Annotated in this window: 17 protein-coding genes; 7 read left to right on the forward strand and 10 right to left on the reverse strand. The window is 59.1% G+C overall.

All coding sequences use genetic code 11. The features are described from left to right. Nucleotides 1-248 precede the first annotated feature (248 nt). From AO068_RS22020 to edd, 10 genes are all read right to left on the reverse strand, one after another. Nucleotides 249-1,124: a D-hexose-6-phosphate mutarotase gene (locus AO068_RS22020; protein ID WP_058409446.1), complete on the reverse strand. Its 876-nt coding sequence runs from the start codon at nt 1,122-1,124 to the stop codon at nt 249-251. 108 nt (nt 1,125-1,232) lie between these two features. Next, nucleotides 1,233-2,594: a carbohydrate porin gene (locus AO068_RS22025; RefSeq protein WP_058402193.1), complete on the reverse strand. Its 1,362-nt coding sequence runs from the start codon at nt 2,592-2,594 to the stop codon at nt 1,233-1,235. 126 nt (nt 2,595-2,720) lie between these two features. Further along, complete coding sequence (locus AO068_RS22030) at nt 2,721-3,887, reverse strand: ABC transporter ATP-binding protein (RefSeq protein ID WP_058409447.1); 1,167 nt, start codon at nt 3,885-3,887, stop codon at nt 2,721-2,723. Nucleotides 3,888-3,889: 2 nt separating this feature from the next. Then, entirely contained in the window at nt 3,890-4,735 is an 846-nt protein-coding gene (locus AO068_RS22035) for a carbohydrate ABC transporter permease (protein ID WP_058402191.1), read from the reverse strand. Next, nucleotides 4,728-5,636: a carbohydrate ABC transporter permease gene (locus AO068_RS22040; protein ID WP_004666129.1), complete on the reverse strand. Its 909-nt coding sequence runs from the start codon at nt 5,634-5,636 to the stop codon at nt 4,728-4,730. The genes AO068_RS22035 and AO068_RS22040 overlap by 8 nt, the downstream gene beginning before the upstream one ends. Nucleotides 5,637-5,740: 104 nt before the next feature. After that, complete coding sequence (locus AO068_RS22045; protein ID WP_005745826.1) at nt 5,741-7,027, reverse strand: ABC transporter substrate-binding protein; 1,287 nt, start codon at nt 7,025-7,027, stop codon at nt 5,741-5,743. A 166-nt stretch (nt 7,028-7,193) separates the two neighbouring features. Then, the gene (locus AO068_RS22050; RefSeq protein WP_058409451.1) at nt 7,194-8,600 is read right to left on the reverse strand and encodes an ATP-binding protein; all 1,407 of its coding nucleotides are present in this window, start codon (nt 8,598-8,600) and stop codon (nt 7,194-7,196) included. Between the two features lie 61 nt (nt 8,601-8,661). Further along, the gene (locus AO068_RS22055; protein ID WP_004656016.1) at nt 8,662-9,399 is read right to left on the reverse strand and encodes a response regulator; all 738 of its coding nucleotides are present in this window, start codon (nt 9,397-9,399) and stop codon (nt 8,662-8,664) included. A 50-nt stretch (nt 9,400-9,449) separates the two neighbouring features. Then, complete coding sequence (locus tag AO068_RS22060; protein ID WP_002552316.1) at nt 9,450-10,415, reverse strand: glucokinase; 966 nt, start codon at nt 10,413-10,415, stop codon at nt 9,450-9,452. Beyond that, a complete protein-coding gene (edd, locus tag AO068_RS22065; RefSeq protein ID WP_004656012.1) occupies nt 10,412-12,238 on the reverse strand; it encodes a phosphogluconate dehydratase in 1,827 nt (608 codons plus the stop codon). The genes AO068_RS22060 and edd overlap by 4 nt, the downstream gene beginning before the upstream one ends. A 219-nt stretch (nt 12,239-12,457) precedes the next feature. On the opposite strand from edd, the gene gap reads away from it, so the two are divergent. The 7 genes from gap (at nt 12,458) to AO068_RS22100 (ending at nt 19,471) form a co-directional block, all read left to right on the forward strand. Further along, nucleotides 12,458-13,459: a type I glyceraldehyde-3-phosphate dehydrogenase gene (gap, locus tag AO068_RS22070; RefSeq protein WP_044321796.1), complete on the forward strand. Its 1,002-nt coding sequence runs from the start codon at nt 12,458-12,460 to the stop codon at nt 13,457-13,459. A 113-nt stretch (nt 13,460-13,572) separates the two neighbouring features. Beyond that, nucleotides 13,573-14,091: an RNA polymerase sigma factor gene (locus tag AO068_RS22075; RefSeq protein ID WP_057402358.1), complete on the forward strand. Its 519-nt coding sequence runs from the start codon at nt 13,573-13,575 to the stop codon at nt 14,089-14,091. A gap of 59 nt (nt 14,092-14,150) precedes the next feature. Further along, entirely contained in the window at nt 14,151-15,116 is a 966-nt protein-coding gene (locus AO068_RS22080) for a FecR family protein (protein ID WP_058409448.1), read from the forward strand. Nucleotides 15,117-15,237: 121 nt separating this feature from the next. Next, nucleotides 15,238-17,817, forward strand: coding sequence for a TonB-dependent receptor (locus tag AO068_RS22085; protein WP_058409449.1), 2,580 nt, complete (start codon nt 15,238-15,240; stop codon nt 17,815-17,817). A 129-nt stretch (nt 17,818-17,946) separates the two neighbouring features. Beyond that, on the forward strand, nt 17,947-18,561 hold the full coding sequence (locus AO068_RS22090; protein ID WP_058409450.1) for a biliverdin-producing heme oxygenase: 615 nt from the start codon (nt 17,947-17,949) through the stop codon (nt 18,559-18,561). Then, nucleotides 18,558-19,016 carry a YbaN family protein gene (locus AO068_RS22095; protein WP_002552308.1) on the forward strand — a complete coding sequence of 153 codons (459 nt, stop codon included), beginning with the start codon at nt 18,558-18,560 and terminating at the stop codon, nt 19,014-19,016. Before AO068_RS22090 ends, AO068_RS22095 begins: the two co-directional genes overlap by 4 nt. 98 nt (nt 19,017-19,114) lie before the next feature. Then, nucleotides 19,115-19,471 carry a DUF5064 family protein gene (locus AO068_RS22100; RefSeq protein ID WP_002552307.1) on the forward strand — a complete coding sequence of 119 codons (357 nt, stop codon included), beginning with the start codon at nt 19,115-19,117 and terminating at the stop codon, nt 19,469-19,471. Nucleotides 19,472-19,617 lie beyond the last annotated feature (146 nt).

Here is a 19,617-nt window from a genome sequence, read left to right on the forward strand (position 1 = left end):
GCTCGGCGTCCTGCCTCGCATCCCCCGGATCAGCGCCAGGACTCAGCCGTCACTAACGTCGCACTCTGCGTTGTCTGTTCCATCGTTGGTTGAAAAGCGCTTAGAGCAGTTCGGTTAAAGGCACGATTCAGATATCACTATCGTGCCGACGCTCCGCGTCGGCATGCAGTTCGTGACGCTCTGCGTCACACAGCGGTTTTGTGATCTCAGGTGGATCCGTGCAGAGCGCGAAGGGAAGACGATGCAACTCACCCCGCCAGGCTGGCTTGCAGTTTGAGCTGCACCTGCTCGCCCGGCCGCAGGCTGAAGGCGTCGCCGGAACCCGAAGCGGCTTCCACGCGCACAAAGCCTGCGGTTTCGCTGCCACACACTCCCAGTAGCGGTCTGTTGCCGGGATGCCAGACCACGGTATTGGCGCTGTCGCCGGTGTCGATGTTCAGCCTGCGCTGCCAGGTCGGGTCCTGCAGTTGCAAGGCTCCGGCATGTTCGAAGACTCGCTGGCAGCCGCCTGCCACACGTAATTCGCCTTGTTGCTGGCAGACCTGTCGGCTGAGTTGGTCATAACCCTGCACCCCATCAAGGCCCTCAAGCGCAGCTTCAGCCACATCGCCAATCCGCCAGTACGCATGCAGCGCATGGCTGAAATGACACGGCTCGCTGTCCTCGTGGCGTGTGCTCAGACGCAACTCCATGCCCTGCCCCAGCTCGGCATGCAGGTCGACCTGCCAGTCCCACAGCTGCAAGCGCCAGTGCAGGCTGACGCCCTTTTCGCTCTCGCTGCTGTCGATCAGTTTCCAGTCCAGCAAGCGTCCCCAGCCGTGTGCCGGCCAGCCGCTTTCACCGGGGTGTCGGCCGTACCAGGGCCAGCACACTGGCACGCCACCTCGAATCGCCCCCACCTGCGGCCATTGTGCAGCGCACCAGAGCCAAGGCTTCTGGCCTTGCGGCTGAAAATGCAGCAACTGCGCGCCCTGGCGACTGAAGACTGCCTGACACTGCGGATGATCGATAACCAGTACATCGCGCAGCTGGTGACGCTCCCACTCGAAAGTGGGTCTGGCACGTCGGGATCGGAAGAAGCGTTGCAATGGATGTTCAGGCAGTTGCGCGTCGAGAGAGGTCATCGCCAATCGCGTCCCTGAAAAATAAAAGGATCAAGCCAAAAAAAACGGGCAGCCAGGCTGCCCGCAAAGCACACACGACCTTTGATCGCGTTACGCGTCAATCAGTACTCAGAACTTCGACTGGATCTTGATGCCCGCCACAATCGCGTCATCAACCTGATCTACACCGCCAGGATGCTTGACGTACTGCAGGTTCGGGCGCACGGTCAGCCAGTTGGTAACGTGGAAGCCGTAGTAGATTTCCGAGTTGTACTCAGTGCTCTGGACCGGCAGGTAGCCAGGGTTGTCGTAGTCGTTGATGCCGCTGATCTGGTTGGCCAGACGCACACGATCCTGCACATCGTCGTTGACGTGGATACGGGCGATACCGATACCGATGTCATCTTTCGGACGCGAGTTGAACGGACCTTTGTACGTGAAACCGATCTGCTGGTAGTTATCGACGAAGTTGGTGGCCTTGTCATGCACGGTAGCGTTGGCAAAAATGCTCAGACCGCGCGATGCATCGCCATCGTGAGTCGTCAGCTGTTGCTGAGCAACAACCCACCAGCCGTGCTTGCTGTCATGCGACTTGAACGCAGCGCCGGTAGCTGCCTGTGGCTGACCGTTGACGTCTTCATAGACATCGTCGGCGTTGGGCGTGCTCTTGTAGAAGCCGACACGGTATTCACCGGGCAACGAATTGACGGTCGGGGTCCAGACCAGTTCGACCGGCAGGATCATGCCTTTGGTGCCGCTGCCGCTGAGTTTGAAGCCGTTGCCGGTTTCGAGGTTGGACGGGTTCTGCTCGTAGACGCCGACCTGTGCGTACACTTCCGGCGTGATGTTGTACTTCACGCGCAAGGCCCACTGGCTGATTGGCCAGTTGTACCAGGTGTTCACATAGTTACCGACCTGCGAGCCGCAGAACGACAGGTTCTGGAAATCGCAAGGGAAGCTGTTGAAGTCTTCGCCCGGCCCGAAACGACCGGCCTTGACGTCCAGCGCGCCGTCAAAGTACTTCTGCTTGACCCACATTTGCGTCAGACGCCAGGTCTGGCCGCGACCCCAGACTTCCTGGGAGGAACTGAGGGTACCGGCACGAGGGTCGCCGATCCGGTCGTTGGAGATGTTGCGCCCGCTACGTTCGGTGATTGCCAGCTTGAACTCTGCGTCCTGCCAGCCGAAAGCCTTTTGCAAATCGACTTTCATGCCCAGCGCGAACTGGTCGCTGTAGCGGCCGGTCTTGTCGTCGTTGTAACCGCCCTTGATGTTACTGGCCATCTCGGAAACGTATTCCAGCGAGAAGTCATAACCCTTGTCGAGCAGTTCGGTACGCTTGCCGTTCCAGTCGCCAGTCATCCACGGTGAATCGGCAGAAAATGCGTCGGCAGCATGAACGCTGCCTGCCAGCCCCATCGCACCCAATACCGACAGCGTGCTTACCAACTGGAACCGGGAAAGCGATTTACCTTTGTTGATCTTCTTCATCCCATCAATCCTCGTTTTATTGTTATTAGCTTTGGTAGACGTTTTGCTTCATTCACTGCTTCGTTTTCGCCGATCGGCCGCTTCATTGTGGCAGTAGACAGCCGGCCAGCGATGCCCTGTGCTGAATCAATTTATCACTTGCGGCTCAACTGGGACATTGTTTGCCCGTTCAGCCAAAGGTGGTGCTCCCAGAACCCCAAGACGCTCACCGCTCTGAGCATCGAAAATCAGCACCCTGGAAGGATCGAACTGCAGGGTCAGACTTTCGCCCACCTGCGGTGCGACATCCGGCGCAAGGCGACAGCAGACCTTGCTCTGATTGAGCGTGACGAACACCAGTGTGTCCGGCCCGGTAGGCTCGGTCACCTGGACCTCGGCACGGATGGTCGGCATGCCATTCGATTCAGCGCCAGCAAGCATAATCTGTTCTGGCCGGATACCGAGAATGATTTCTCGATCTTCCAGGCCGGCATCGCCGCCCCCGACCGGCAGCTCGCAACGCGCCTGACCACTGTCGAGCAGCGCAATCAATTGGCCATCCTTGCGTTGCAGACGCAGCGGGATGAAGTTCATCGGCGGCGAACCGATGAAACTGGCGACGAACAGGTTGGCCGGATCGGTGTAAATCTGCTTGGGCGTACCGAATTGCTGAACGATACCGTCCTTCATGACCGCGACCTTGTCGCCCAGCGTCATGGCCTCGATCTGATCATGGGTCACATAGACAGTGGTGGTTTTAAGGCGCTGGTGCATCAGTTTCATTTCGGTACGCATCTCGACGCGCAACTTGGCGTCGAGGTTGGACAGCGGCTCATCGAACAGGTAGATCTTCGGCCGACGCGCCAGGGCACGACCCATCGCGACACGCTGCTGCTGGCCACCGGACATCTGGCCCGGCTTGCGATTGAGCAAGTGCTCGATCTGCAACAGCTTGGCTACACGAGCCACTTCCGCGTCGATGTCGGCTTGCGGCATCTTGCGGATTTTCAACCCGAACGCGATGTTTTCACGCACGCTCATGGTCGGGTAAAGGGCATAGGACTGAAAGACCATCGCGATGTCGCGGTCCTTGGGGCTGGTGCTGCTGACGTCCTGGCCATCAATGAGAATCTCACCGCCGCTGATGCTTTCCAGACCGGCAATGCAGTTCATCAAGGTGGATTTGCCACAGCCGGACGGGCCGACCAGAATCAGAAACTCGCCATCCTTGATCGACAGGTCGATGTTCTTGAGCGTGTCCGGCAGGTTGCTGCCGTAAGTCTTGTTGACGTTGCGTAATTCGAGAGTCGCCATGATTACCCCTTGACCGCGCCGGCCGTGAGCCCACGCAGGAAATACTTGCCAGCCAGTACGTAGACCAGCAGTGTCGGCAGGCCGGCAATCATCGCCGCCGCCATGTCAACGTTGTATTCCTTGGCGCCTGTGCTGGTGTTGACCAGATTGTTCAGGGCCACAGTGATCGGCTGAGACTCACCGCTGGAGAACACAACTCCGAACAGGAAATCGTTCCATATCTGGGTGAACTGCCAGATAAGGCAGACCATCACGATGGGCGTGGACATCGGCAGAATGATGCGCCCGAAGATGGTGAAGAACCCTGCACCGTCCAGCCGTGCAGCCTTGACCAGAGCATCCGGAATGCTGACGTAGTAGTTGCGGAAGAATAGCGTGGTAAATGCCAGCCCGTAGACCACATGCACAAACACCAGCCCGGTGGTCGTACTGGCCAGGCCCATTTTGCCCAGCGTGAAGGAAGCCGGCAGCAGAACGGTCTGAAACGGCAGGAAGCAACCAAACAGCAACAGACCGAAGAACAGCTGCGAGCCCTTGAAGCGCCACATCGACAGCACATAGCCATTGAGCGCGCCAATCGCGGTGGAAATGATGACTGCCGGAACGGTGATTTTTATCGAGTTCCAGAAATAACCATCGACCAGGTCCCAGGCCTTTATCCAGCCAATTGCGGTGACCACACTTGGCCAGCTCAGCAGGTTGCCGGTGCCGATGTCTTCGGGGGTCTTGAAGCTGGTGAACAGCATCACCACCAGCGGCACCAGATAAATCAGACAGGCCAGTATCAGCACGGCGTAAATCAGAATACGACTGAAGCTGATGCCCGGTTTGCCAACATGACTAGTCATGGCGTTTGGTCCTCAGCTCGGAATACAGGTACGGCACCAGAATCGCCAGGATCGCGCCGAGCATCAGAATCGCACTGGCCGATCCCATGCCCATCTGGCCGCGGCTAAAGGTGAAGGAGTACATGAACATTGCAGGCAGATCAGATGAGTAACCGGGGCCACCGGCGGTCATCGCTGCCACCAGATCGAAGCTCTTGATGGCAATGTGCGCAAGGATCATCACGGCACTGAAGAACACCGGGCGCAGGCTTGGCAACACAACGCGCCAGTAGATCATCGGCAAACTCGCGCCATCCATCTGCGCAGCACGAATGATCGATTGATCGACGCCACGCAGGCCCGCCAGAAACAACGCCATGACAAAGCCGGAAGACTGCCACACCGCAGCAATGACCAGGCAGTAAACCACGCGGTCCGGGTCGATCAGCCAGTCAAGACGGAAACCTTCCCAGCCCCAGTCGCGCAGCATCTTGTCCAGGCCCAGGCCGGGGTTGAGCAGCCATTTCCACGCCGTACCGGTGACGATCATCGACAGTGCCATCGGGTACAGGTAAATGGTGCGGATCATGCCCTCACGACGGATCCGCTGGTCCAGCAGGACGGCCAGCAGAACACCGATCACCAGGCTGATGGCAATGAACATCCCGCCAAACACCGCAAGGTTCTTGCTCGCCACCCACCAGCGATCGTTATCCATCAGGCGTGCGTATTGCGCCAGACCGACCCATTTGTAGGACGGCAGAAACGTCGAGTTGGTAAACGAAAGCGCGAATGTCCAGAGGATGTAGCCATAGAAACCCACCAGCACGATGAACATGCTGGGTGCCAGCACCAGTTTTGGTAGCCAGCGTTGCAGCGCATCCATTGGCGAGGCTTTGCTGATCGCAGCGACAGAGCTCATCGGGAGTATCCCATCCGGTGTATCGAATCCAGGCCGCAGCCGCGGGTGAAATCAACAGAGGATTTCAGCACCACGAACTGCGGGTACAGGCGGTTCAGAGAGAGTTACTGGGCCGATTTGACCGCAGTGGCCAGCTTCTTGGCTGTCGCTGCAGGATCAGCTGCCGGGTCGTTGATGTAGTTGGTGACCACATCAAAGAAAGCACCCTGCACCGCCAGCGTAGTGGCCATGTTGTGCGCCATGCTTGGTTGCAGGCCACCAGTCTTCGAATCAGCCAGGAAGTCCTTGGCAGCGGTTTGCGCACACGAGTCGAAACCGTACTTGCTCATGTCGGACAGCATGTCTTCACGAACCGGGATCGAACCCTTGTTGATGCTGAAGACTTTCTGGAAGTCCTCGCCCATCGCGACCTTGGCCAGATCCTGCTGTGCGGCAGTGGTGCCCTTGTCTTTCTGCTTGAACACCGCCAGCGAGTCGATGTTGTAGGTGAACGCCTTGTCGGTGCCAGGGAAGGCTACGCACTGGTAATCCTTGCCGGCGACCTTCTTGGCTGCGGTCCATTCACTCTTGGCCCAGTCACCCATGATCTGCATGCCGGCCTTGCCGTTGATGACCTTGGCAGCTTCCAGGTTCCAGTCCTGGCCCTTGCCATCGGCATCCATGTAGGTCGCGACTTTCTTGAGCTCGGTGAGCGACTTGACCATGCCTTCACCGGTCAACGCGTCCTTGTCCAGATCAACCAGGGCCTTCTTGTAGCCATCAGCGCCCATGACCGAAAGCACAACGGCTTCAAAGACGGTGCTGTCCTGCCACGGCTGACCACCGTGGGCGAGCGGAATGAAACCGGCTTTTTTCAGCTTGTCGCCCGCAGCGTAAAACTCTTCGAGCGTGGTGGGTGCCTTGTCGATACCGGCTTTCTTGAAGACTTCAGGGTTGATCCACAGCCAGTTGACGCGGTGAATATTCACCGGCACCGCTACGTAATCACCGTCGTACTTCACGGTGTCGGAGACTTTCTTGTCCAGCAGCGAGTCCCACTTCTCGGCCTTGGCGACGTCTTTCAACGCGTCCGTATCAAGCAGACCGGTAGAGGCCCATTCCTGAATGTCAGGACCTTTGATCTGGGCAACACCTGGCGGGTTACCGGCAACCGCACGGCTCTTGAGCACGGTCATGGCGGTGGAGCCGCCACCGCCGGCGATGGCGCCGTCCTTCCAGACAAAGCCGTCTTTTTCGACCTGCGCCTTCAGAACATCGACCGCAGCCTTTTCGCCACCCGACGTCCACCAGTGCACAACTTCTACAGTGCCTTTGGATTCAGCGGCAGTAGCGCTCAGAGGGAACAACGAAGCGAGAGAGATGACAACAGCGAGACGTGACATGGAATTCATCGAATTGACCTTTCTTGTTGTTATGCATGAGCAAGTCTGATGCTTGCGCTTCGTGGGAGTCTAACCAAGCCAGACGCAACGACAGTAACGAAGGGACGCGCAATTGTCACAGGATGGTGACAATTGAAACACCTGAAAATACGGGCTCAAAGCCACTACCCGGAAGTCATTCCATGGTTCTTGGCAAGTGCAACGTCACCCGCAACCCACCTTCACGCAGGTTCTGCAAGCTGACTTCGCCACCATGACTGTGGGCAATGTTGCGCGCGATACCCAGGCCCAGACCATAGCCCTGCTGCTGATTGCCTGCCAGACGAAAATGCGGTTCGAAGACATGTTCCAGACGTTGTTCGGGCACACCAGGCCCTTCGTCATCCACATGCAGGACAAAAGCCGTGTCGTTGTCTTCGACTTTCAAATGAGCCCGATGGCCATATTTAAGCGCATTGTCGATCAGGTTGCCGATGCAGCGCCGCAGCGCCAGCGGCTTGCCGGGATAGGCAGCCTGCGCCTCGCCTTGCTGGGTGACACGTCCGTCGCCTTCAACATTCAGCCAGGGCTCGACCAAGCAATCAAGCAGTGCATTGAGATCCACCGGCTCGATGTTTTCATGAATATCAGTGTCTTTGACGCACTGCAGCGCGCCTTTGACCAGCAATTCCAGTTCGTCCAGATCGCGGCTGAATTTACGCTGCATGTGCTCATCTTCCAGCAGCTCGACACGCAACCGCAGCCGGGTGATGGGCGTGCGCAGATCATGCGAGATGGCACTGAACAACTGACCGCGTTCGGTCAGGTAGCGGCTGATACGGATGCGCATGGCGTTGAACGCACGACTGACCTCGATCACCTCGCTGCCGCCGCCCTCGACCACCGGCTCGACGTCCGCGCCCAGCGACATGTCCCGTGCAGCCCGCGCCAGACGTTTGAGCGGCCGGCTCTGCCAATGCACCAGCAAACCGATGAACAACAGCAAAAACACGCTGGTCAGGACGATGAATGAAACCTGCTGAAGGGGCAGCTCCTGCTCCTCCAGCGAGGTGTAAGGCTCAGGCAGCAGAGAGGCAATGTAGAACCATTCACCGGGCGCCATTTCGATCTGCGTGACCAGCACCGGCGGGTTCACTGGTTCAAGTGTCAGCGCGTAATGCGCCCAGGAGCGCGGCAGTTCATCGAGCTTCAGGCCGCTGTTGAAAATGCGCAGTTCATCAGGCCGCGCAAACCATACGGTGATGTCCGGCCCATTGCCCAGACGCTGGCGCAATACCTCGCCCACCACGTCCAGCACCGCCTGTTTGCGAGGCGTGGGCTGCATGATCTGCATGTCCAGCGGGTGATCGTTGAGCGAGACGACGAAACGGGTGCCGCCCATACTGCGCAGTTGGTCCAGCACCATGGGCCGATAGGCCAGCGGCAATGAGCGAAAGTAACTGACACTGGCCGCCATCGAGTACGCGAGGCTGCGCGCGCTGGTCACCAGCCCTTCGGTCTGTGTGGCGCGCAACTGTGACAGCCAGATCACACTGGACAGTGTCTGAGCCAGCAGAACCGCCAGTAACGTCAACAGCAGCATGCGCCCCAGCAATGAGCGCGGCAGTGGCAGGCCGGTTCTTTTCGCTCCTGCCACCGGCGGGTTAATAGCCGTTGCCCGCTTGCGAGTTGACGTTCGCGGCCAGCAGATAACCACTGCCGCGAATGGTGCGGATCAGGCGCGGCGACTTGCCGGTATCGCGCAGACGCTGGCGCAGGCGGCTGACCGCCATGTCGACGATCCGCTCCAGCGGCATCAGCTCACGCCCGCGTGTGGCATTGCCGATAGTGTCGCGGTCGAGAATCTGCTGGGGGTTGTCGAGAAACAGCTTGAGCAGCGCAAAGTCGGCACCGGACAGAATCACTTCTTCGCCGTCATTGTGAAACAACCTGTGACTGACCATGTCCAGCCGCCATTCGTCGAACAGAATGACATCGCCACCAGGACGCTCCTGACCGAACTGGGCGCGCCTCAACAGTGCCTTGATACGCGCTTGCAGCTCACGCGGGCTGAACGGCTTGCCCAGATAATCATCAGCACCCAATTCCAGGCCGATGACCCGGTCGGCTTCGTCCGAACTGGCAGTCAACATGATGATCGGCACATGCGGCTGGCGCGGATGCTGGCGGATCCATTTGCACAGACTGAAACCGTCTTCATCGGGCAGCATCACATCAAGGATCAGCAAATCACTGGGTTCTTCGTTGAAGGCGCGGCGAAAATCAGCGCCATCACCCACCGTACGCACCTGAAAACCGGCACGACTCAGGTAGGTGTCCAGCAACTCGCGAATCTCCTGATCGTCATCCACCAGCAGGATCGATTTACTGACTGAACTCAAGTTGAGGCGTCCTTGTTTGACGGTGAATCTTTGTTGTTATGGGATGCTACTCAGATCTGCGAACCGAAGGCCTGTTGCAGAGCGACACCTGAGCCCATCAGACCAGGGTACTCGGCGGTCACCAGCCAGACCGGCAGGTTCTTGAAATAGTCGCTCATCACGCCCTTCTCGGCCATGGCGCGCTTGAAACCGCTGTTGATGAAGAACTCAGTGAAGCGCGGCACCACGCCGCCGACAATGTACACGCCGCCCAGGCTGCCCAGGGTCAGCACATTGTTGCCCACCACCCTGCCTAGAAACACACAGAACTGCTCCAGCACGGCTGCGGCTACCGGGTCGCCCGCCAGCGCTGCCGAGGTGACAGCCGCAGGCGACTTGAGCACTGGCTCGATATCGTCCAGGGCGCAACTGACCTGATAGAGCAACAGCAAGCCCGCGCCACTGAGTACCACTTCAGCACTGACATGCTCATGCTCAGCCATCAGGCGTGTCCATAACAGGGCCTCGCGTGCCGTGCCGATTGGCAGGTCAGCATGCCCGCCCTCGCCCGGCAGCGCCAGCCAGCGACTGCCGTCAAGCTTGATCAGAGTACCGATGCCCAGCCCGGTACCCGGCCCGACCACCACACGCGGCCGATCAGGCTTGCCAGCGCCAGGGCAAACCGTCAGGTATTCATCTTCCTTGAGCCGGGTCATGCCCAGCGCCATGGCGGTGAAGTCGTTGATCAGCAGCAGGTGATCGACTTTCAGGTCAGCGCAAAATGCCTCACGGCTCAACTGCCAGTGGCTGTTGGTGAACTGGAAAAAATCGCCATCCACCGGTCCGGCCACGGCCAGGCATACGTGACTGATATCTCCGCGCTGCAATTCAAGGTCCTGCAAATAGACTTCGATGGCCTTTTCGGGACCGGCGTAGTCAATGGTCGGGAATACCCGGACAGAATGCAGCGTGTCGTCTTCCCAAATGGCAAAACGTGCATTGGTACCGCCTATATCACCGACCAGGGCCAACTTCACTTGAGCGTCTCCAGACTAGAAGTAAAGGCGCTGGCACCCTGCTCTGCGGAGCTGAAAGCCATGCGCATGAATCCAAAGAGCTCGCGACCACAGCCGACACTGTTGTCGATCTGGTTGATGGCCGGTTCTCTGGCGGCCAATTCTGACGCTTCGACCAGAACTTGTAACGTGCCTTTTACGCCATCCACACGGATCACATCACCATCGCGCACCAGTGCCAACGGGCCACCATCAAACGCTTCCGGGCAGACATGAATGGCCGCAGGGATTTTGCCCGAGGCGCCCGACATGCGTCCGTCGGTGACCAGCGCAACCTTGAAACCACGGTCCTGCAGAACCCCCAGAAACGGCGTCATCTTGTGCAACTCGGGCATGCCGTTGCAGCGCGGCCCCTGGAAGCGCATCACGGCGACGAAATCGCACTCCAGCTCACCCGCCTTGAACGCATCGGCCAGCTCCTTCTGATCCTGAAAGACCTTGGCTGGCGCTTCGACGATCTGATGCTCCGGGGCCACGGCAGAGACTTTCATCACCCCGCGGCCCAGATTGCCTTCCATGACCCGCAGACCACCTTCCGGCGAAAACGGACGGGCGACCGGACGCAAAATGTTTTCATCAAGGCTTTCAAGCGGTCCTTCGCGCCAGACCAGCTTGCCATCCTCCAGGAATGGCTCTTTGGTGTAGCGGCTCAAGCCGTAACCGGCCACGGTATTGACGTTTTCGTGCAACAAACCGGCAGCCAGCAACTCACGGATCAGGAACGACATGCCGCCCGCCGCCTGGAAGTGGTTGATATCGGCTTTGCCGTTGGGGTAGACGTGACTCAGGGTTGGCACCACTTCCGACAGGTCGGCCATGTCCTGCCAGGTCAGTTGAATGCCCGCGGCCTGGGCAATCGCCGGCATGTGCAGCGTGTGGTTGGTCGAGCCACCTGTCGCGTGCAGGGCAACGATGGAGTTGACCAGCGAGCGCTCGTCGACGATTTCGCCGATCGGCATGAAGCTGCCGCTCTGCTTGGTCAGACGCGTCACCTGGTGAGCCGCTTCGGCGGTCAGTGCATCGCGCAGTGGCGTGTAGGGATTGACGAACGAGGCACCGGGAAGGTGCATGCCCATGACTTCCATCAGCAGCTGGTTGGTGTTGGCAGTGCCGTAGAAGGTGCAGGTTCCCGGACCGTGATAGGACTTCATTTCCGAGTCGAGCAACTCTTCACGGCTGGCCTTGCCTTCCGCGTAACGCTGCCGTACGTCGGCTTTTTCCTTGTTGGAGATACCTGAAACCATCGGTCCGCCCGGCACGAAGATGGTCGGCAGATGACCAAAACGCAGTGCGCCCATCATCAAACCAGGGACGATCTTGTCGCAGATGCCCAGCATCATGGCGGCGTCGAACATATTGTGTGACAACGCAACTGCCGTGGACATGGCAATCACTTCGCGACTGGCAATGGCCAGCTCCATACCCGGCTCACCCTGAGTCACGCCATCGCACATGGCAGGCACGCCGCCGGCAAACTGACCGACCGAACCAATGTCACGTAAAGCCTGTTTGATCTGGGCAGGAAAGTGTTCGTAGGGTTGATGCGCCGAGAGCATCTCGTTGTAGGAGGAGACGATTGCCACGTTGGCGGCGTTCATCAGACGCAGGCTTTGCTTGTCTTCCGGCCCGCAGGCAGCGACGCCGTGAGCAAAGTTGGCACATTGAAGCTTGCCGCGCATCGGGCCATCGCTCGCTGCGCCGCGAATCAATTGAAGGTAGCGCTGACGGGTATCGCGACTGCGGGCGATGAGTCGCTCGGTTACTTCAAGGACGCGGGGATGCATGTGATGAACTCCAGGCTAACGTCTAAGGTCACCCGTAAAGACGGTTCCGGTTTTCGAGCAGTGACGGGCGGGGAGCAGAACCCTGATCTCGATCAACCGGGAGGGCCTTTCAGGCTTGTAGTTGTAGATAAAACAAAATATTGCCACTAAAAAGGCTTGTTTTCTATTTCTATGAGAATAATCTTGTAATTCCAACAACAAATTCAGAAGGACGGCTGTATGACTCTTCGTATCGCAATCAACGGTTTTGGCCGCATCGGCCGCAACGTCCTACGCGCACTGTATACCCAAGGCTACCGTCAGGACCTGCAGGTCGTCGCCATCAACGATCTTGGCGACAGCGAAATGAACGCACACCTGCTGCGCTTCGACACCGTACACGGCCCTTTCAGCGGCACGGTCGAGTGCGACAAGGATAGCCTGACCGTCAATGGTGACCGTATTTCGGTCAGTGCCATTCGCAATCCGGCCGAGCTGCCGTGGAAGTCGCAGGACATCGATGTAGTGTTCGAGTGCACCGGCCTGTTCACCAGCCGTGACAAGGCCGCCGCGCACCTCACTGCCGGTGCCCGCAAGGTCATTATCTCCGCCCCTGCCAGCGGTGCCGATGCCACCATCGTCTATGGTGTCAACCACGACACGCTGCGTCAGTCGCACCAGATCATCTCCAGTGCATCCTGCACCACCAATTGCCTGGCCCCGGTCGCCCAGGTACTGCACCGTGAACTGGGGATCGAAAATGGCCTGATGACCACCATCCATGCCTACACCAACGACCAGAACCTGATCGATGTCTATCACACCGATCCGTACCGCGCCCGCTCGGCGACGCAGTCGATGATCCCGAGCAAGACCGGCGCTGCCGAAGCAGTGGGCCTGGTACTGCCGGAGCTGGCAGGCAAACTCACCGGCATGGCGGTACGCGTACCGGTCATCAACGTTTCGCTGGTCGACCTGACCGTGACCCTTAAGCGTGAAACCACCGCCGAAGAAGTCAACGCGCTGATGAAAGAAGCCAGCCAGCATTCCAAGGTGCTGGGCTACAACGCCCTGCCACTGGTTTCCCACGACTTCAATCACAACCCGTTGTCGTCGATTTTCGACGCCAATCACACCAAGGTCAGTGGCAAGTTGCTCAAGGTACTGTCGTGGTACGACAACGAATGGGCGTTCTCCAACCGCATGCTCGACAACTGCCTGGCACTGCACAACGCCGAGTAAATTCAGCGTCGTAGTGAGCAACACCGTAAGATAATTATTTACAGATGCAGGCTTGACCCGACCAAAAGATGAGAAGCATTATCATTTGCTCACATCTCTGGTCGGGCCTCTCTGTGTCGCAGTCACGCTTCAACGATGTCTTTCTGGCCCAGCGGCCGGTTCTGCTACGCACCCTGCAACGCATGGTCGGCAACCAGAACGCTGCCGAAGACCTGCTTCAGGAAACCTGGCTGCGCGTCAGCCGTGCATTGACCGAACACCCCGTCGACCACCTTGAACCCTTCGTCTTTCAGACCGCCCGCAACCTGGCGCTGGATCATTTGCGTGCGCGGCGTATTCATGGCCGGACCATGCTCGAAGACGTCTCACCTGCCCGGCTCGAAAGCGTCGTAGCCCAGATGGGCTCGCCTGAAGACGCAGCGCATGCCAAGCGCCTGCTTGAAAACCTGAGTGCCAGCCTGAGTACGTTGAGCCCGCGCCAGCAGAAAATCTTTACCCTCAGCCGCCTCGATGGCCGCAGTTATCTGGAAATCGCCGAGCAACTGCAGGTCTCGGCCAGTACCGTCCAGAAAGAACTGAAGCTGATCATGGCCATCTGCGTAGGCGTCCTTTCAAGACTTGACCCGCCCTGAACCCTGCCGCACGCTGCCAGACTCTAATCGATACAGTTTCAGGATTGCCGAGGAACACCGTGGCCCCGAGAACCGAACGCCCGCACGCGATTGCGCAGGACGTGTTGAGCAATGCTGCAATGGATCAGGCACTGACCTGGCTGGTCGAACTGGAAGGCGCAGACGCCACCCGGCTTGCCCGTTTTCAGGAATGGCTGAACGCCGATCCGGAACACGCACGCGCCTTCGATAAGGCCCGGACACTCTGGAATTCACAGCCGGTTCAGCACGCCGCCGAAAGCATCGCGCAACCCCGTAAGCCATCGGCGTGGCAGCGTGTCCGTGCGCAATGGAAACCTCTGGCCACTGCAGCGGTGTTGCTGCTGGGGCTGTTCAGTTTCAGCAATCTGCCGCTGCGCCTGCAGGCCGATCACCTGACCATAGTGGGTGAGCGCCAGCGCCTGGAACTGGCAGACGGCTCGAAAGTGCTGCTCAACACCGACTCGGCGTTCTCCAGTCAGATAGGTGAACAACAGCGCTCTGCTCGCCTGCTGCAAGGCGAGGCATTCTTCGATGTCAGTTCCAGAGCGGGCGTGCCACTGGAAATCGAAGCCGGACCGGTGCGCATGAGTGCCAACAGCACCGAATTTTCCGTGCGTTATCTGAACGGCGTTGCCCAGGTGCAAGTGCAGCGCGGCGCTGTCGACGTGCGTGCCACACGCGGCGACTCCAGCGTCAGCCTGGGGGCCGGAGAAAGCGTTCGCGTGGGGCCTGCTGGCTTCGGGCATCGTGAAAAGCTTGACCCGCTCAGGGATTTCGCCTGGGTGCAGGGTCGACTGATCTTCGATAACCGCCCGCTGAGCGAAGTGCTGACCGAGCTGCGTCGTTACTATCCCGGCTGGATCATCAGCACCAACCCGCAACTGGATCGTGTGGCGGTGACCGGAAACTATCGCCTGGACAACCCGCTCGACGTGGTGCGGTCGCTGGCACAGATCACCTCGGCAAGCCTTCACGAAATGCCCGCGCTGGTGATTCTCAACTGAAGCAAAGTTTTTTTACTCGATAGCGACTGCCCGTTCGTCTAGTTATAGCCAATGCAACTGATTCTCATTTTTAAACGGTTTGTAAACACTATAACGAGCAACACCCCAGGGAGCGCTACCGATGTCATCCACGTTCACGCCTGCCGCCCAACCATGCGTACGGCTCACGCTATCTCTGCTGACACTTGCAGTGCTGGGCGCCAGTCTACAGACGGTCAACGCCAGTGCTGCCAGTGAAAGCACCCAGGCGGCACGTTCGGCAGGCACCTACAACTTCTCGATTGGTCAGCAATCGCTGGTGTCGGCACTCAATGAATTCAGCCGCATCACCGGCTGGCAGGTGGGCGTGTCATCGGATCTCGCGCAAAACGTCACCTCCCAGGGTGCCCGCGGCAACCTGAGACCTGCGCAGGCGCTGGACACCCTGCTGGCCGGCAGCTCGCTGAGCTATCGCAATCTGGGCAACAACAATGTAGTGCTGGAAAGGCGCACCGCAACCGCCGGCGTCTTGGCCCTCGATCAGATCACCGTCAGCGCCACGCGTCAGGCACAGGATGTCGCCACGGTACCAAGCACCGTCAGCGTGCATTCCCGTGAAGAACTGGACCGCAGCAACGTCAACACCATCCGTGATCTGGTGCGCTACGAGCCGGGGGTTTCGGTGGGCGGCGCAGGCCAGCGCGCAGGCACAACCGGCTATAACATCCGCGGCATTGACGGCAACCGGATACTGACTCAGGTCGATGGCGTGGAAGTCCCCGACAGCTTTTTCACCGGTCCTTATGCGCAGACCCATCGCAACTATGTCGACCCGGAGATCGTCAAGCGTGTGGAAATCCTCCGCGGTCCGGCCTCGGCCCTGTACGGCAGCAGCGCAATTGGTGGGGTGGTCAGTTATTACACGCTGGACCCGGATGACATCATCAAGCCCGGCAAGGATGTCGGCGCACGCCTCAAGACCGGTTACAGCTCGGCAGACGAAAGCTGGTTGAACTCGGCCACTTTCGCAGGCCGTCAGGGCGAGTTTGACGGCTTGCTGCACGTGAGCCAGCGCAATGGTCATGAGACCGAATCCTATGGCGAAACAGGTGGCACAGGCCTGAGCCGCACCGAAGCCAACCCTGAGGATGCGCGCAGCACCAACGTGCTGGCCAAGCTGGGCTGGAATTATACCGACGGTTCGCGTCTGGCTCTGGCCTACGAAAAGTACAAGGACGACCGCGACAGCAACCTGAAAAGCGCAGTCGGCGGGCCGTTCACCAACGGCAGCGGGCTGGGCATGTATCAATCGCGCGAGGGTAACGACACCATCACCCGCGAGCGCTTCGGGGTCGAAAACAGCTTCGCCGTCGACAGCCTGCTGGTCGACAACCTCAAATGGAGCCTGAATTACCAGACCGCAAAGACTGATCAAAGCACCCGGGAGCGGTACTTTCCGTTCTCCCGAGATGTCATTCGTGATCGCGACACGCACTATCAGGAAAAGCAGTGGGTATTCGATGCCCAACTGGACAAGGCATTCTCTATCGCCAGCACGGACCATGTGCTGACCTACGGTACGACGGTAAAGCAGCAGAAAGTCACCGGGCTGCGCAGCGGCAGCGGGACCTGTGCACGCGTATTCGGCTCCTGCCGCGTGGTCGGTGCAGACAGCCCGAGCGACCGTCTGGCCGCGACGAGCGATTTCCCGGACCCGACCATCACCAGCTATGCGCTGTTCGCCCAGGATCAGATCAGCTGGAACGACTGGACCTTCATGCCCGGCGTGCGTTATGACCACACCACACTCGACCCGAAGTTCACGCCAGAATTTCTCAGGTCGGTCAGCCTCGCCGACCCCGGTCAGGGCAACGACGAAACGCGGACATGGCATCGCTTGTCGCCCAAGTTCGGTGTGACTTATGCACTCAGCGACGTCTACACCTGGTACGGCCAGTATGCCGAAGGTTTCCGCACACCGTCGGCCAAGTCACTTTATGGACGCTTCGAAAACCCGACGGCAGGCTACGTGGTTGAGCCCAATCCGAATCTGGAGCCGGAAACCAGCAAAAGCTATGAAACCGGTTTACGCGGTCGCTTCGAATCCGGCTCGTTTGACATCGCGGTGTTCTACAACAAATACCGTGACTTCATCAACGAGGACGCCATCACCCCCGGTTACAGCGAACTCACTTTCCAGTCCAACAACATCAAGCACGCAACCATGAAGGGCGCGGAATTCAAAGGGCGTATCAATCTCGACAGTATCGGTGCGCCAAACGGCCTGTACAGCCAGGCATCGGTTGCCTACGTGCAGGGCCGCAACGACGATACAGGCGAGCCAATCAACAGCGTCAACCCGCTGACCGGTGTGATCGGCCTGGGCTATGACCAGAATGACTACGGCGGCCTGCTGAGCTGGACGCTGGTCAAGCGCAAGAATCGCGTGGATGACAGCAATTTCCACACGCCGGACGGCACCTCCAGTCAATTCAAGACCCCGGGCTACGGCATTCTGGACCTGAGCGGCTACTACAAGGTCAGCGACGATGTGACCGTCAATGCAGGCCTGTACAACCTGACCGACAAGAAATACTGGCGCTGGGACGATGTGCGCGGCTACGACGGCGTGGGCGAAGCAGGCGTGACTGCGCCCGCCAATCTGGATCGCCTGACCCAGCCAGGACGCAACTTCAGCGTCAACGTGGTGTGGGATATCTGAACCCGAAAGTAGCGTAAAGCCGGTCGCCGGGCACATCGGCGGCAGGCTTTTTTACGCTTTCGGGTGTGGCTATTCGTCTATTCAACAAGCCCCTTTTTCAGCAAGCCTTTTTCAGCAAGGAAGAACTCGATGACTCTTGATCAGAACCGACCGACCCTGCGTTCGCAACGCCTGAGCCAGATCACCCACGCGCCGCACGAGCAACTCGACAAGGCGGTCAAGGCCCACGCGCCGTTTGAAACCCTGGCCAGCTACGCACGCTTCGTGGTTGCTCAATACCTTTTTCAGACGGAACTGCAAAGCCTGTACAACGAGCCTGCGCTGGAGGCGATCATCAACGACCTGCCGGCCCGCTGCCGCGCCGAACAGGCCGGGGCGGATCTTGCCGACCTGAACATGGACCTTCCCCTGCCGGTGGCTGGCGCAGTACAAGCGCCGAGCACCGCAGAAGCGCTCGGCTGGCTATTTGTCTCCGAAGGCTCCAAGCTGGGTGCTGCATTCCTGATCAAACGTGCCGAAGCCTTGAACCTGAGCCACAGCTTTGGCGCCCGGCATCTGAGCGAGCCTGCCGGAGGCCGCGCAGCAGGCTGGAAGACCTTTGTCAGGACGCTTGACGAGCTGTCGCTGACCGCCGAGCAGGAAGCAGCACTTGATCGAGGTGCCATTGCCGCATTCGAGCGCTTCAATGTCCTGTTGCAACACGCCTACGCCGATGTCCCGGTTGCAGACATGGCACAGGCATGAAAAAGCGCCCGGTGCTGTTAAGCTGGCCGGGCTCCCCGAACCTGCCTGTAGAGACCATGACGTACAAACCACCCGGCTCAAAACTCTCGCGCCTGTTATACGGCATCCTCGCCTATGTCGCCCTCGGCATCGGCATTGTCGCGATCTTCATTCCCGGCTTGCCAACCACCGAGTTCATTCTGCTGGCGGCCTGGGCGGCGACACGCAGCTCGCCGCGTCTGAATGCCTGGCTGGAAAACCATCGTGTGTTCGGGCCGATTCTGCACAACTGGCGCAACGGCAGACTGGTCGCCCGCAAGGCAAAGATCAGCGCCACCATCAGCATGCTGGTCTGCGCCGTGGTGATGTTGAGCCTGATCGGCCACGCCTGGTGGCTGTACCTGGCTCTTACCGGTATGGCGCTGGGTAATCTGTGGATATGGTCGAGGCCGGAACCGGACAAGATCGATCGTTGAGTGCAGGCATGATGCGAGCGGTACTCTGCACGAGGCTGAACCGTCCGGTCGCGAGGAGTGTCAGACTGAGCACACTCACCACTTGATGGAGTCACTTCATGTACGAGCCAGGCCATCTGCACCTCACCCACGTGGCGCTGCAGCCATCGGATATCAGCTATGACATCCACTTGCGCTACAACGTGGAGGAAGATCCCAAGCAAGGCACGTCCATGCACTTCACCATGCAGGGCGAAATCAACGGCAAGCCGTTCGAAGAGCAGTTCCAGCTGCCCCGTGACCTCGCCTTCAACTTCGCCCATGACGCCAGTCGCATCGCGATAAGGCACGGCTTGCCCAACTCGGCCGCACTGCCCATCGCCCAGCACAAGGACTACGACCGAATGTTCGCGGACATTCGCGACAAACTCCACGCCAAGTCAGGCGACCCGGTGAAGCCGGAGCATCTGGAGTAAGCGCCAGGTTCCTCGTGGCAACGGGAGTACGAGGTCCGGAGAACACCAGCGTGCGGTAGCGTGAGGAGTGAGGCCCGGAGAACACCATCGTGCCCATGCTCCGCGTGGGTATGCCGTTCCGGACGCTCTGCGTCCTCTCCTGAATA

Source organism: Pseudomonas sp. ICMP 3272, from assembly GCF_001466905.1.
Taxonomy (GTDB): domain Bacteria; phylum Pseudomonadota; class Gammaproteobacteria; order Pseudomonadales; family Pseudomonadaceae; genus Aquipseudomonas; species Aquipseudomonas amygdali.